The organism is Burkholderia pulmonis (assembly GCF_984667975.1).
The window spans coordinates 1,870,732-1,884,050 of the sequence record NZ_OZ480186.1; the positions used below are offsets into that span (position 1 = coordinate 1,870,732).

Annotated in this window: 14 protein-coding genes; 10 read left to right on the top strand and 4 right to left on the bottom strand. The window is 68.4% G+C overall.

Going from position 1 to position 13,319, the window contains the following annotated elements; genetic code table 11:
- The first annotated feature begins 18 nt into the window (after positions 1 to 18).
- From AC5LXK_RS08655 to AC5LXK_RS08675, 5 genes are all read left to right on the top strand, one after another.
- Entirely contained in the window at positions 19 to 627 is a 609-nt protein-coding gene (locus AC5LXK_RS08655) for a vWA domain-containing protein (protein ID WP_493388470.1), read from the top strand.
- Between the two features lie 62 nt (positions 628 to 689).
- The gene (locus AC5LXK_RS08660) at positions 690 to 1,142 is read left to right on the top strand and encodes a YaiI/YqxD family protein (protein ID WP_493388471.1); all 453 of its coding nucleotides are present in this window, start codon (positions 690 to 692) and stop codon (positions 1,140 to 1,142) included.
- 26 nt (positions 1,143 to 1,168) lie between these two features.
- On the top strand, positions 1,169 to 2,692 hold the full coding sequence (locus tag AC5LXK_RS08665) for a tetratricopeptide repeat protein (protein ID WP_493388473.1): 1,524 nt from the start codon (positions 1,169 to 1,171) through the stop codon (positions 2,690 to 2,692).
- Positions 2,693 to 2,748: 56 nt separating this feature from the next.
- Positions 2,749 to 3,321: a DUF1993 domain-containing protein gene (locus AC5LXK_RS08670; RefSeq protein WP_493388475.1), complete on the top strand. Its 573-nt coding sequence runs from the start codon at positions 2,749 to 2,751 to the stop codon at positions 3,319 to 3,321.
- A 31-nt stretch (positions 3,322 to 3,352) separates the two neighbouring features.
- Positions 3,353 to 3,679 carry a low molecular weight protein tyrosine phosphatase family protein gene (locus AC5LXK_RS08675; RefSeq protein ID WP_493388477.1) on the top strand — a complete coding sequence of 109 codons (327 nt, stop codon included), beginning with the start codon at positions 3,353 to 3,355 and terminating at the stop codon, positions 3,677 to 3,679.
- A gap of 21 nt (positions 3,680 to 3,700) precedes the next feature.
- On the opposite strand, the gene AC5LXK_RS08680 is transcribed toward AC5LXK_RS08675, so the two are convergent.
- Positions 3,701 to 4,123, bottom strand: coding sequence for an NUDIX hydrolase (locus tag AC5LXK_RS08680; RefSeq protein WP_493388479.1), 423 nt, complete (start codon positions 4,121 to 4,123; stop codon positions 3,701 to 3,703).
- A 152-nt stretch (positions 4,124 to 4,275) separates the two neighbouring features.
- Complete coding sequence (locus AC5LXK_RS08685; protein ID WP_493388481.1) at positions 4,276 to 4,533, bottom strand: hypothetical protein; 258 nt, start codon at positions 4,531 to 4,533, stop codon at positions 4,276 to 4,278.
- Positions 4,534 to 4,812: 279 nt separating this feature from the next.
- Between AC5LXK_RS08685 and AC5LXK_RS08690 the strand changes: the two genes are divergently transcribed.
- The 4 genes from AC5LXK_RS08690 to AC5LXK_RS08705 all read left to right on the top strand — a co-directional run bounded on the left by AC5LXK_RS08690 (position 4,813) and on the right by AC5LXK_RS08705 (position 9,405).
- Positions 4,813 to 5,976: a CaiB/BaiF CoA transferase family protein gene (locus AC5LXK_RS08690; RefSeq protein WP_493388482.1), complete on the top strand. Its 1,164-nt coding sequence runs from the start codon at positions 4,813 to 4,815 to the stop codon at positions 5,974 to 5,976.
- A gap of 126 nt (positions 5,977 to 6,102) precedes the next feature.
- Entirely contained in the window at positions 6,103 to 7,404 is a 1,302-nt protein-coding gene (locus AC5LXK_RS08695; RefSeq protein WP_493388484.1) for a CitMHS family transporter, read from the top strand.
- A 37-nt stretch (positions 7,405 to 7,441) separates the two neighbouring features.
- Positions 7,442 to 8,608: an acyl-CoA dehydrogenase family protein gene (locus AC5LXK_RS08700; RefSeq protein ID WP_493388485.1), complete on the top strand. Its 1,167-nt coding sequence runs from the start codon at positions 7,442 to 7,444 to the stop codon at positions 8,606 to 8,608.
- Positions 8,609 to 8,661: 53 nt separating this feature from the next.
- Entirely contained in the window at positions 8,662 to 9,405 is a 744-nt protein-coding gene (locus tag AC5LXK_RS08705; RefSeq protein ID WP_493388487.1) for an IclR family transcriptional regulator, read from the top strand.
- Between the two features lie 104 nt (positions 9,406 to 9,509).
- On the opposite strand, the gene AC5LXK_RS08710 is transcribed toward AC5LXK_RS08705, so the two are convergent.
- Positions 9,510 to 10,865 carry a chitinase gene (locus AC5LXK_RS08710; protein WP_493388488.1) on the bottom strand — a complete coding sequence of 452 codons (1,356 nt, stop codon included), beginning with the start codon at positions 10,863 to 10,865 and terminating at the stop codon, positions 9,510 to 9,512.
- A 249-nt stretch (positions 10,866 to 11,114) separates the two neighbouring features.
- A complete protein-coding gene (locus AC5LXK_RS08715) occupies positions 11,115 to 12,017 on the bottom strand; it encodes a LysR substrate-binding domain-containing protein (protein ID WP_493388490.1) in 903 nt (300 codons plus the stop codon).
- Between the two features lie 94 nt (positions 12,018 to 12,111).
- Here AC5LXK_RS08715 and AC5LXK_RS08720 point away from each other — a divergent pair, with 94 nt between their 5' ends.
- Positions 12,112 to 13,317, top strand: a complete 1,206-nt coding sequence (locus AC5LXK_RS08720) for an MFS transporter (RefSeq protein WP_493388491.1) — start codon at positions 12,112 to 12,114, stop codon at positions 13,315 to 13,317.
- Positions 13,318 to 13,319: the final 2 nt, after the last annotated feature.

Here is a 13,319-nt window from a genome sequence, read left to right on the forward strand (position 1 = left end):
TCAGGCGCAACCGCGCACGTGCCGGGCACGGTACGTGACGGCACGTCCATCGCGTGGCCGGCGACGCTCGCCGCGAAACGCGGCGGCCTGCTGCATCGCGATCATCTGCGCTTCCGGAAACGGGCCGGCACGCCGCGTACGCTGCATTGCTTCGTGCTCGATTGTTCGGCGTCGATGCTGGCGCACGAGCGGCTCGCGCTCGCGAAGGGGCTGATCGTCGCGTATTTCGATCAGGCCGCCCGCGAGCGCGTCGAGACCGCGCTGATCTGCTTCGGCGGCCAGGGCGCCGCGCGACGCTTCGGCCCCGCCGTGCCGCGCTGGTGGAATGCACGCTGGCTCGAACCGGTCGACGGTGGCGGCGGCACGCCGCTCGCGGACGGCATCGCGGCGGCCGGGCAATTGCTCGCACGCGATGCGCGGCGCGAGCCCGGCAAGCAGCGCTGGCTGTGGGTGCTGTCCGACGGACGCACGCGCGAGACGCCGGCCAGGCCCCCGGCAGCCGATCACGTCGTGTTCGTCGATTTCGACGATGCGGCCGTGCGGATTGGGCAGGGCGCGCGGCTCGCCGCCGCCTGGGGAGCGCAGTGGCTGATGGCCGACGCGCTTCGCACGGATCTCGCCGGCTGATGGCCGGCCGGCGGTGCGCTATGATCGCCGCTTGTGCTTCTGTCCACTGGAAAAAAACCGCCATGCAAGTACTGGTCGATGCCGACGCGTGTCCCGCCGTCATCAAGGACATGCTGTTCCGTGCCGCGCGTCGTGCCGAAATCTGCGTGACGCTGGTCGCGAACCAGTTTCTGCGTACGCCACCGTCGCCGTTCATCAAGGCCGTGCAGGTGCCGGCCGGCTTCGACGTGGCCGATGCGCGCATCGTCGAACTGGTGGAAGCCGGCGACCTCGTGACCACCGCCGACATCCCGCTGGCCGCCGCCGTCCTCGACAAGGGCGCACATGCGCTCGACCCGCGCGGCAACTGGTTCAGCCGCGAGAACATCGAGGAACGCCTGTCGACGCGCGCGATGATGGACCAGTTGCGCAGCGCGGGCATCGATACCGGCGGGCCGGCGCCGTTCAGCGCGCGCGACGGCAAGGCATTTGCATCGCAGTTCGACCGGTTCCTCGCGCGACACGTCAAACCGTAGCGGTTTGCACCGTCCCGACCGCGACGATGATCATGCGATCCATGCAACCCCGCCCCGAATCTTCCCCGATCGACGACGCGACCCTCGCGCCGGTCAGGGAACACTTTACGCAGGGCCGGTTCGATACCGCGATCCAGGCGGTGGACGCGCTTCTGGCGCATCACGGGGATCACGGCGAATTGCTGAACATCGCCGGCGCGTGCCATTTGAAGCTCGGCAACCTCGCCGCTGCCGAGACTTGCCTGAACCGGGCCGCGCAGGCGGCGCCCGAATCGGCCGATATCGACAACAATCTGGGCGTGCTGTATCAATCGGGCGGACGGTACGCCGCCGCCGAACAGGCGTTTCTGCGTGCTGTTTCGAAGGCGCCCGGCCACGGCCACGGACATCTGAATCTCGGCCTGCTGCTCCGATCCGGGCACCGTCTGGAAGCGGCCGAACGGGCGATCCGCATCGCCGTCGCGCAAGCGCCCGGCGACTCCGTCGCGCTGAACGCACTCGGGCTGGTGTTGAAAGACCTGGGCCGCTACGACGAAGCCGAAGCCGCGTATCGCGATGCATCTGCGCTCGAGCCCGGACGGTCCGAATACCGGCTCAATCTGGGGAATCTGCTGCTTCACCGCAACGACTGGACCGAAGGTTTGCCGCTCTTCGAAGCGCGTTATGCCCCCGATCTCCAGCACGCATTCTCCCGTCCGCCCGACGTATCGTTCCCGCAGTGGCACGGCGAGCCGATCGACGGCGCATCGCTGCTCATCTGGCCGGAGCAGGGGCACGGCGATCAGATACAGCTGGCCCGCTACGTCAAGACGCTCAAGATGCTCGGCGCGACACGGATCACGCTGGTGTGCTCCGCCGCGACACACCGGCTGTTTGCGACCCTACCGGAAGCGGATGCCGTCGTTGCCCGCGAATCGTTCGATCCGTCTACCTGCCCGCCACACGATTTCTGGACTTACGTCTGGAGCATTCCCGTCAACCTGCGGGAATCGCCAGCGTCCATCCCGTCGGCGCTGCCGTATCTCCATGCCAATCGGCACGCGGCATCGAAATGGGAGCGGTTGATTCCCGCCGGGCGCCTGCGCGTCGGCCTGGTGTGGCAAGGTAATCCCGGCAACGCGAACGACCGCGTGCGCTCGTTGCCCGGCCTGAAAACGCTCGCGCCGCTGTGGCAAACCGACGGCGTCACGTTCGTCAGCCTTCAGAAGGACGCAACCGGAACGGATTTGCGTGCCGGGATCGGCGATCGCTTCATCGTCAACCTCGGCAGCCGGGTCACCGATTTCGCCGACGTGGCCGCGATCGTCTCCCGGCTGGACCTCGTCATCGGCGTGGATACCGCCGTCATGCATCTGAGCGCGGCGCTCGGCAAGCCTGCGTGGATCCTGCTGTCGAACGTGGCCACCGACTGGCGCTGGAGCAGCACGGAAACGACCTCCGTGTGGTACCCGGGCGCCGTCACGCTGTTCAGGCAAGCGGCGACGGAAACGGACTGGTCCGGCGTGGTCGCGCGCGTTTCGCATGCGCTGTCCGCCCTGCGCGCCAAGTAGGCAGTTTCCCGCCCACGCTGATATCGTGGTGCGAACCCCAACACAGGAGCATATGCGTGTCACCCACCCAACTTCTCGTTCCGACGTACACCCAGATGCTGCGTGCACTGTCCGCGTGGCTCGACAAGGCTGTCGCGCACCGGCAGGCCGCGGGCGACGAACCCGACACCGCGATGACGCTGAAGCTCGCGCCCGACATGTATCCGCTCGCCGCACAGGTGCGCTTCTCGTGTTTCCAGGCGATGGAGCCCGTCTACCGGCTGCGTGGCGAACCGCTGCCGGCAGCGCTGCTGGCCTTGCGCGAAGCGGGATGGGGCGCGGATGCGCAGCCCGGTTCGCCGGGCGATGCGCAGGCGATCATCGCCGGCACGCTGGCCTTTCTCGGCGAACTTGCGCCGGACGCGCTCGATGGCGGCGCTGCGCTGCCGATCGCGCTCGAGCTGCCGAACGGGATCGCATTCGACATGACGGGCGAACAGTACGCGCGCGACTGGGCGCTGCCGCAGTTCTACTTCCACACGATCGCCGCGTACGCGATCCTGCGCCATCACGGCGTCGAGCTCGGCAAGGCCGACTACGTGCCGCACATGCTCGCGTACGTACGGCCTGGCACGATTCCGCAAGGATGAGCGGGCCAGCGTCGGGCGGCCGCGAAGCGACATGACACGGGCACTGTTCATCTGCAGCCGCAACCGGCTGCGCAGCCCGACGGCCGAAACGGTGTTCGCTGCATGGCCGGGCCTCGACACCGACTCCGCCGGCCTTGCGCCCGATGCAGAGACGCGCCTGTCCGTCGATCAGCTCGACTGGGCCGATATCGTGTTCGTGATGGAGCGCGCACACAAGGCGAAGCTGTCCGCGCAGTTCGGCGCGCATTTGAAGCGCAAGAAGATCGTCTGTCTCGACATTCCCGACCGCTACGCGTTCATGCAGCCCGAACTCGTCGCGCTGCTCGAACGCAAGGCCGGCCCGTTCCTGCGTGGATGACCGGCGCGGGCCGTAGCGCCCTCAACGAAGCCGGCCGTTCACGATCGCCGAAAAACAGTCGAGACGCAGCAGCTCGATGATCTTGCGCGTCGGCACGCTTGCATGGACCGTGTCGAGGCGGTCGACGGTGAACCACTTGCAGCGGGCGATCTCGTTGCTCGCGCGCGGCATCAGGTGCGCCGGCACGTCGGCGACGAACACGTGATGAAGCTTCGTCAGCCCGCCGAACTGCACCGCATAGTCGAGCGCGAGCCCTTCCAGCCGCGTTTCCTCGGCCAGCTCCCGCTGCGCGGCTTCGAGCGGCGTCTCGCCGCGCCGGATCGTGCCGCCCGGCAGCGACCAGCGCGACGCCTCACGGGCAACCAGCAGCACGCTGCTGCGCTGGCGGCACACGATGGTGGCGCGCTCCTTGGTGACGGCGAGGGTATCCGGCCCGGTACTCATGTTCGGCAAAACAGGTGCTGAATCGTGGAGAAAATGCGCGTCGGCGGCAGGTTGCCCGGCAAGCACGGCACGACGGCGTACAGGCAGCCGCATCGATGCTACCGGCCGTTCGTGACAGTTCCGTGCACGGCGGCCACGCCGGGAACGCGATGTCACGCGTGCGTGTAGATCCCGCTGCGCGCGGGCTTCGCGTGGCGCGAAGGGCGGCGCTTGTGGACCGCGCGCCGGTGATGGGGCGAAGGCGTCACGTGCCGGCGCGCGGGCGCCGGCCGGGCAGTCGATGCGCCGGCCCGCGGCGTCGCGCCGGGCATCTGCGTCTGTCCTTCGCCGAAATGGAAAGTCTGGGTTTGCGCGTGCCCGACGCCCAGCGTCGATGCGAGTACGAAGGCCGCCAGCCACAACCGTTTCATGAATATTCCGCCTTGTTTTTTTCCGGATGAACGTTGTCCGCCAGCTTAGCGAAGGGCGGGGCGCCACTGCAACCGGCCTGCGTTCGGTGTCGTCCCCACTTGCGCACGGCGACGTTATCCGGGCGGCAGCCGGGTGCCGCCGGGCTTGACAATATAATTCCTGAGTGTGAATATAAATTCACGCACAAGAATTATTCGTCGAGTCCCGGACAAGCCGCGCCACAGGTGCCGGGCTGCCGGAGCCGGCAGTCCGATCAACCGGAACCAGGAGCGGGACGCATGGCGGAACACGAGCAGCAGGGCGCACTGGCGGGATTGCGCATCATCGATCTGTCGCGGGTGCTGGGCGGCCCTTACGCGACGCAGATCCTCGCCGACCACGGCGCGGAAGTGATCAAGGTCGAACCGCCTTCCGGCGACGAGACGCGTACCTGGGGGCCGCCGTTCGACGGCGACACTGCGTCCTACTTCCTCGGCGTGAACCGCAACAAGCTCGGCATCGCGCTCGACCTGACGCAGCCGGCCGACCGCGAGCGGCTGCTCGGCCTGCTCGAACACGCGGACGCCGTCGTCGAGAACTTCAAGATCGGCACGATGGAGCGCTGGGGGCTTGGCTTCGACGCATTGCATGCGCGCTTTCCGCGCCTCGTCTATTGCCGTGTGTCGGGCTTCGGCGCGGACGGCCCGCTCGGCGGGCTGCCAGGCTACGACGCGGCCGTGCAGGCGCTCGCGGGGCTGATGAGCGTGAATGGCGAAGCCGGCGGCGCACCGCTGCGCGTCGGCGTACCGATCGTCGATCTCGTCACGGGGCTGAACGCGGCGCTCGGCGTGCTGATGGCGCTGCGCGAGCGCGATGCGAGCGGCCGCGGCCAGTTCGTCGAATCGACGCTGTTCGACTGCGCGCTGTCGATCCTGCATCCGCATACGCCGAACTTCTTCCATTCTGGCAACGCGCCCGTGCGCACCGGCAACGCGCACCCGAACATCACGCCGTACGACAGTTTCCCGACCGCAGGCGTCGACATCTTCCTGGCAGTCGGCAACAACGGGCAGTTCACAGCGCTGTGCGACGTGCTCGGCACGCGCGACTGGCTCGACGATCCGCGTTTTACCGACAACCGCGCCCGCAGCGCGAACCGTGCCGCGCTGCGGGCGCTGCTCGAATCGGCGCTGGCCGCGCATGACGGTGCGGCGCTCGCCGAGCAGCTGATGCGCCGCGGCGTGCCGTGCGCGCCGGTGCTCGGGCTCGACGCGGCGCTCGACCATCCGCATGTCGCGCATCGGGCGATGAAGGTCGAGCTGGGCCGGCATCGCGGCATCGCGTCGCCGATCAAGCTCGGCCGCACGCCGGCCACGTACCGGCGGCCGCCACCTGCGCTGAACGAACATGCGGCGCAAGTGTTTGCCGACGGCGGCGACAACGGCGAAGACCGCCGGAACTGACCGGCATCGCGGCCGCCGGCAGCGTGCTGCACAGCGGCCACGGCCGCGCAAAACGCGAACACCATCATTCGGACATCACGCCGGCCCGCGCACCCGGATGCGCACCGGCTGCAGAGGAGACGCATCATGCTCGCATGGATCGGCGCGATCGCCATCGTCGCGCTGTTCGGCCTGATCATCACGAAGCGGCTGTCGCCGCTCGTCGCGCTGATCGTCGTGCCGGTGGCCGCGTCGCTCGCGGCCGGCTTCGGGTTGCAGACCGGCAAGTTCATCGTGCACGGCGTACAGAACATCGGCCCGATTGCCGGCATGTTCGTTTTTGCAATTCTATTTTTCGGAATCCTCACCGATGCGGGGATGCTCGACCCGATCATCGCGGGCGTGCTGCGCGTGATCGGCTGCCATCCGCCGCGCATCGTGATGGGCTCGGCGCTGCTCGCGCTGCTGATCCATCTCGACGGCTCGGGCGCCGTCACGTTTCTCGTCACGCTGCCCGCGATGATGCCGCTCTATACGCGGCTCGGGATGGATCGGCGCATCCTCGCGTGCGTCGCGTCGATGGCGGCCGGCGTCAATTTCCTGCCGTGGGTCGGGCCGATGCTGCGCGCGTCGGCGGCGCTGCACATTCCCGGCTCGGCGATCTTCACGCCGATGATTCCGGTGCAGATCGTCGGGCTCGTGTTCGTGTTCGGCACCGCCTACGTGCTCGGCGTGCGCGAGGCGAAGCGCCTCGGGCTCGACCGCGCCGGCGCGGCGTCGCTGGCGGTCGCGCCGCGCGAGCTGACCGACGCCGAACGCGCGTTGCGCCGGCCGGGCCGTTTCGGAATCAACGTCGCGCTGACGCTCGTCGTGCTCGTCACGCTGGTGTCGGGCATCGTCGACCCGATGGTGATGTTCATGCTCGGCACGGTCGCCGCGCTCGTGATCAACTACCCGGACGTGCAGGCGCAGCGCGAGCGGATCGACGCGCATGCGAAGGCCGCGCTGATGATGGCGAGCGTGCTGCTCGCGGCCGGCGCGTTCACCGGCATCATGTCCGGCACCGGGATGCTGAAGGCGATGGCGGAAGTCGTCGTCGCGCACGTGCCGGTCGAGCATGCGCGCCACATGCCGTTCGTGCTCGGGCTGCTGTCGATGCCGCTCAGCCTGCTGTTCGATCCCGATTCGTTCTACTTCGGCGTGCTGCCGGTGCTCGCGGAGAGCGGCAAGCTGCTCGGCGTGCCGCCGATCCAGATGGCGCAGGCCGCGCTGCTCGGCCAGATGACGACCGGCTTTCCGGTGAGTCCGCTCACGCCCGCGACGTTCCTGATCGTCGGCCTGACCGGCGTCGAGCTGGCCGAGCACCAGAAATTCACGATTCCGTTCCTGTTCGCCGCCACCGTGCTAATGGTTTTCGCCGCGGTCGCGACGGGCGTGTTTCCGCTATGAACGGCCCAGCCGTTCACGTTTTCCGGGAGAGCAGTCCATGCAGTTCGACCTGACCGACGACCAGCGCGCGATCGAAAGCGCGATCGAGAAAATCTGCGAGCGCTTCGGCGACGACTACTGGCTGGAGCGCGACCGCGCGGGCGGCTTTCCGGCCGATTTCCACGCGGCGCTCGCCGAAGCCGGCTGGCTCGGCATCGCGATGGACCCGGCCCACGGCGGCGCCGGGCTCGGGATGACCGAGGCCGCGCTGATGATGCGCACGATCAGCGCGTCGGGCGCCGGCCTGTCGGGCGCGTCGGCCGTCCACATGAACATCTTCGGACTGAACCCGGTGCAGGTGTTCGGCAACGACGCGCAGAAGGCGCGCTTCCTGCCGCCGTTGATCGCCGGGCGCGACAAGGCGTGCTTCGCGGTGACGGAACCCGACGCGGGCCTCGACACCACGCACCTGACCACGCAGGCGCGCCGCGACGGTGATCACTACGTGCTGAGCGGGCGCAAGATCTGGATCTCGACCGCGCAGGTCGCGAACAAGATGCTGATCATCGCGCGCACGACGGCGCTCGACCAGGTCGCGAAGCCGACCGACGGGCTGAGCCTGTTCTATACCGACCTCGACCGTTCGCACGTCGAGGTGCGCGAAATCGAGAAGATGGGCCGCAAGGCGGTCGATTCGAACATGCTGTTCATCGACAACCTGCGCGTGTCGCGCGACGACCTGATCGGCAACGAAGGCGACGGCTTTCGCTATCTGCTGCACGGGTTGAACCCCGAACGGATCCTGATCGCCGCGGAAGCGATCGGGCTCGGGCAGGCCGCACTGCGCCGCGCGACGCAATACGCGTGCGAGCGCGTCGTGTTCGGCCGGCCGATCGGGCAGAACCAGTCGATCCAGCATCCGCTCGCACAGGCATGGATGCAGCTCGAGGCCGCGTGGTTGATGGTAATGAAGGCCGCGACGCGTTACGACGCGGGGCAGTCGTGCGGCGCGGAAGCGAACGCCGCGAAATACCTCGGCGCGGAAGCCGCGTTCCAGGCGTGCCAGACGGCGGTCGCGACGCTCGGCGGGATGGGGTATGCGAAGGAATACCATGTCGAGCGCTACCTGCGCGAGTGTATGATTCCGAGGCTCGCGCCCGTGAGTCCGCAACTGATCCTGTGCTACATCGCGGAGAAGGTGCTCGGGCTGCCGAAGTCGTATTGACGCGCGGCGGCTCGCACGGCGCGCGGTTTCCCGTTCCGATTCAAGCGCTCGACATGGACGTCAAACTCGTTGCCCGCACGCTCGACCTGTTCGAGCTGTTCGCCGCCGAACGGCGGCCGCTGCCGCTCACCGAACTCGCGCGCCTGCTCGATGTGCCGCCGTCGAGCTGCCTCGCGATGGCGCGCACGCTCGTGAGCCGCGGCTACCTGTACGAAGTGCGCAAGCGCGGCGGCTACTACCCGACGCGGCGCCTGCAGACGATCGCCGCCGCGATCGATGCGACCGATCCCGTCGTCGACATCGTCCATCCGCACCTCGTCGCGCTGCGCGACGCGAGCCGCGAGACGGCCGTGCTCGGCAAGATCCAGGGGGGGGCGGTCACATATCTCGACGTCGTCGAGTCGGAGCAGGCGATCCGCTATACGCGCCAGCCGGGCGAGCTGCGCCCGCTGCACGCGAACTCGATCGGCAAGGCAATCTTCGCGGAACTCGCCGGCGATGCGCAGCAAACGCTCGGCGCGCAGCTGCCGTTCGAACGCTTCACCGCCGCGACGGTGGCCGACCTGCCGGCGCTCGTCGCGCAAACCGCGCGGTTTCGCGAACTCGGCTGGGCCGAGAACTTCGGCGAGAGCGCACCCGAGTTGTCGGCGATCGCGGTTGCGCTGACGCTCGACGGCGACTGGTACGGGCTGTCGGTCGTCGGGCCGACCGAGCGGATCCGCCAGCATCGCGACACGCACGCGGCGCTGCTCGTCGATGCGAAAACGCGGCTGCTGGCCGAGCACGCGCGCGGGTAGGGCAGTATCGCTGCGACGGCAGCAGACAGCGGGCCATCGCCGGCGTTCGACCGTGCCACGCCAGAAACGGCCCGCCGCGCGTCACGCGCCGACGCGCGACAACGTCACGACTTCACCCACACGCCGCCCGCGCTCGGGTTGTTGCCCTGCGTCCACCATTGCGCGCAGTACTTCGCGCCCTGGTACATCACGCAGGTGCCGCCCGGGTAGGCGGTGGTCGCCGACCACACGGGCGAGCTGCCGCCGACCGGCTTCCACACCGCCGCCTGGCCGGGCACGTCGCCCTGCGTCCACCATTGCGCCTGGTAGGTCGTGCCCTGGTAGGTGACCGTCGCACCGGCCGTATAGACCTGGCCGGCTACCCAGGGCGCGCCCGGCTGCGGCGTGCCGCCGTCCGAGCCGCCGCCGTAGTTCGGATCCTGCGTGACGCCCGCGCCCCATTTGCCGTCCAGCTGCTTGAAGATCGTTGCGAACGCATACGGCTGCTGCGCGACGCCCGAGCAGGTCGGCGATGCGTACGCGCCGCCGGACGGGCACGCCTGATCGCGGCCGACCGACCAGTTGCCGAAGAAACCGTAGCCGTTGCCGACCGCCGCATTCAGTACTCTTTGTGCATTCGCGAGCGTGAAGGTTTCACCCTGCACGTCGTTGACGCCGATCATCGGCGTGACGCCGACCTTCTGCCAGAGCTGCGCATTGGTCTGCGGCTGGCCGGCCGACTTGAACGCCGTGTCGAGCTGCGAGTACAGCGCCTGTGCGGCACTGATCGCGGCGGCGCCCATGTCGATGTTCGCGGGGCCGTAATCCATCGCCATCACGTTTACCGCATCGAATGCGGCGTTGTTCGAGATCGCCGCATTGACGACGTTCAGGCCGTCCTGCGTGAGCCCGGTCGGCATCGTCGGCAGCGTCAGCGTGACGTGCAGCGGCTTGCCCTTCGCCGCATAGTCGGACTGCAGCTGTGCGACCGCCTGGAAGTTGCGCGCGACCGAAGCCGTATCCTGCTGCGACGCGCCCTCGATGTCGAAGTCGAGATGCGTAAGGCCGTACGTGTCGATCACGGTCTGGTATGCCGCCTTCAGCGTGGGCACCGTCGAGCATGCCTGCATCAGCGGCGTACCGTTCGCGCCGCCGAACGACACCGCGATTTCGCCGCCTTTCGCGCGATAGCTCGCGATCGACGTCGACAGTGCGGTGAGCAGGCCACCGCTCGCACCGTTGCCGATCGGCTGCACGCCGCCCCACGACGGCACGCACCCGTTGCCCGCGACCACGAACGCGAGCGTGAACTGCTGGATGCCTTGCCGGACGCCGATCTGGTCGACCAGTGGCGTCGGATAGAGCGTCACGTCGACATAGGGCGCATAGACGCCGGCGCCGTGGGACACGCTCGCGGCGGCGAGCAGGCAACCCGCGGCAAGCGCACGCGGAATGAAACGCGGCAACACATTGTTGTTCATTGTGTTCTCCAAGTGGAAGGGGATACGCTGGCCCGCGTATCACCGCCGGTCGGGCGATCGGGTATGCCCGGCCGACGGCGTGCCCATCTTGGAGGATTCGCGCCGAATAGTGAATGGTTAGGTGTTCTTTTTGTTATTTGATTCCCGATACGTAACGATCTTGCCGATTCGACACGGTTGCGCAACACATCGGGCGGGCGATTTTCCCGATCGGTTTCGTCCGGTTTTACGTGCGTTTCCGGTGTCGCGTCACGCCGAGGCCGGCAGCGCCATCGAACGCGCGAGCGCGACGAAACGCTCGACGCATGCCGACGCAAACGGCTCGTGCCACGACATGATTTGCTCCACCGCAAGCGGGCCGGCAAGCGGTACGTACACGACACCGGAACGCTGCAGCGTCGCCGTGAAGCCCGGCACGATCGCGATGCCGCGTTCGGCCGCCACCAGCGACACGAGCGTCGTGATCTGTGCGGCGGTCGCGCCGATTCGCGGCGCGAATCCGGCCTGCGCGCACAGGTCGTCCAAAGCCGCGGTCAATGCCGAACCGTAGCCGGGCGGAAAGGTGACGAAGGTTTCGTCGGCCAGTTCCGCGACGTCGAGGCTTGCACGCCCCGCGAGCGGATTGCCGGCCGGCACGGCCGCGACGAGCGGTTCGTGCGATACGACGAGCGATGCGACCTGCACGCCGGGCGCACCGTCCCAGGCCCAGCCGAAACCGATGTCCATCGTGCCGTCGGCGATCTGCCGGCGCTGGCTCGCGGTCGCCGCTTCGCGGAACGCGAGCTCGACGTCGGGCATCGTCCGGCCCGCGGCACGGATCACGTCCGGAAACGTGTCGGACATCGGGATCGAGCTTGCATAGCCGATCACGATGCGCCCGGCGATGCCCTGTGCGATCTTGCGGGCACTCGATTCGGCCTCGTCCGCCGCGCGAACGACGTTGCGCGCGTGCTCGACGAACAGTTCGCCCTCCGGTGTGAGCCGCACCGCGCGCGTCGACCGCTCGAACAGCCGGACGCCGAGCTCGCTTTCCAGCGCGGCGATATGGCGCGTGAGCGGCGGCTGCGCGACACGCAGGCGCAATGCCGCACGGCCGAAGTGCAGTTCGTCGGCGACGACCACGAAATAGCGGAGGCGGCGCAGGTCGAGCATTGTTGTCGTTCCGGTATCAATCACGATGAAAACGGTATTGGCGTGCCCGCGGCGCGCTCGTCAGACTGTCGGCATCGACGATCAGGCATTTCCGATGAACGACAGGACCACGCGCATCGCGTTCTTTCTCTGCGGTTTCGCCGCGTTTCTCAATCTCTATTCGACGCAGGGCATCCTGCACGAACTCGCGGCCACCTTCGGCGTCAGCGCGGAGCGCGCGGGGCAGGGCGTGAGCGCGACGACGACCGCCGTCGCCATTATCGCGCCGTTCGTCGGCGTGCTGGCCGCGCGCGTCGAGCGGCGCATGGCGATCTCGCTGGCGGCGGTGGCCGTCGCGCTGCCGGTCGTGTGGTCCGCGCATGCGACGGGTTTCGCGTCGTTTCTCGGCGCACGCTTCGCGGCCGGGCTCGTCATGCCGTTTGTCTTTGCGCTGTCGATCGCGACTATCGGCGAACGCTTCGATGCCGGTACGTCGGCCGAGATCGGCGCGCTGTTCGTCGCCGGCACGACGCTCGGCGGGTTCGCGGGCCGGTTCGTGACCAACCTGCTGACGTCGATCTGGGGCTGGCGGCATGCGCTCGACCTCGTCGCGGCGCTGTGTCTCGTCACCGGCGTCGCGATTTACGCGAGCCTGCCGGCATCCGGCGCGATCGTGCGGCGAGCTTCCCGCGACGATGCGCGTGCGGGATCGCCATGGCGCGTCGTTACGCGCGGCCCGCTCCTGGCGTCGTTCGCGATCGGCGCGTGCGTGCTCGCCTCGCAGGTCGCGACGTTCACGTTCGTCGGCTTGCGGCTCGCGCGTGCGCCGTTCGGCTTCGGCACGGTCGAAATCGGCGCGATCTATGCGGTGTTTCTGGTCGCGGTGGTCGTGACGCCGCTGGCAGGCCGCCTCGCGCGGCATCGCGGCCCGCGCGCGCCGGGGCTTGCCGCCGCCGTGCTCGCGATCGGCGGCGCATTGCTGACGCTGTCGGACAGCGTGCCGGTGATCCTGGCCGGCCTCGCGCTCAGCTCGACCGCCGTGTTCGTCGAACAGGCGTCGGCCAACACGTTCATTTCGCAGGCCGCGTCGAGCGTGCGCTCGACGGCGATCGGCATCTACCTGTCCTGCTATTACTTCGGCGGCAGTCTCGGCTCGATCCTGCCGGTGCCCGGCTGGCATCGCTGGGGGTGGGCCGGCTGCGTCGCATTCGTGGTCGCGGCGCAGTCCATCGTCGGCATGCTCGTGTACCGGTTCTGGCGAACCGGCAGCGCGGCCGGCGTCACGCATGCGGGCGCGCACGACGGCACGCTCACGCGGTAACC

What these genes read in the sequence shown, in the direction of transcription:
- AC5LXK_RS08660 (WP_493388471.1), top strand. Translation starts at nt 690, where the DNA reads ATGCAAGTACTGGTCGATGCCGACGCGTGTCCCGCCGTCATCAAGGAC.
- AC5LXK_RS08665 (WP_493388473.1), top strand. Translation starts at nt 1,169, where the DNA reads ATGATCATGCGATCCATGCAACCCCGCCCCGAATCTTCCCCGATCGAC.
- AC5LXK_RS08675 (WP_493388477.1), top strand. Translation starts at nt 3,353, where the DNA reads ATGACACGGGCACTGTTCATCTGCAGCCGCAACCGGCTGCGCAGCCCG.
- AC5LXK_RS08680 (WP_493388479.1), bottom strand. Translation starts at nt 4,123, where the DNA reads ATGAGTACCGGGCCGGATACCCTCGCCGTCACCAAGGAGCGCGCCACC.
- AC5LXK_RS08685 (WP_493388481.1), bottom strand. Translation starts at nt 4,533, where the DNA reads ATGAAACGGTTGTGGCTGGCGGCCTTCGTACTCGCATCGACGCTGGGC.
- AC5LXK_RS08690 (WP_493388482.1), top strand. Translation starts at nt 4,813, where the DNA reads ATGGCGGAACACGAGCAGCAGGGCGCACTGGCGGGATTGCGCATCATC.
- AC5LXK_RS08695 (WP_493388484.1), top strand. Translation starts at nt 6,103, where the DNA reads ATGCTCGCATGGATCGGCGCGATCGCCATCGTCGCGCTGTTCGGCCTG.
- AC5LXK_RS08700 (WP_493388485.1), top strand. Translation starts at nt 7,442, where the DNA reads ATGCAGTTCGACCTGACCGACGACCAGCGCGCGATCGAAAGCGCGATC.
- AC5LXK_RS08705 (WP_493388487.1), top strand. Translation starts at nt 8,662, where the DNA reads ATGGACGTCAAACTCGTTGCCCGCACGCTCGACCTGTTCGAGCTGTTC.
- AC5LXK_RS08710 (WP_493388488.1), bottom strand. Translation starts at nt 10,865, where the DNA reads ATGAACAACAATGTGTTGCCGCGTTTCATTCCGCGTGCGCTTGCCGCG.
- AC5LXK_RS08715 (WP_493388490.1), bottom strand. Translation starts at nt 12,017, where the DNA reads ATGCTCGACCTGCGCCGCCTCCGCTATTTCGTGGTCGTCGCCGACGAA.
- AC5LXK_RS08720 (WP_493388491.1), top strand. Translation starts at nt 12,112, where the DNA reads ATGAACGACAGGACCACGCGCATCGCGTTCTTTCTCTGCGGTTTCGCC.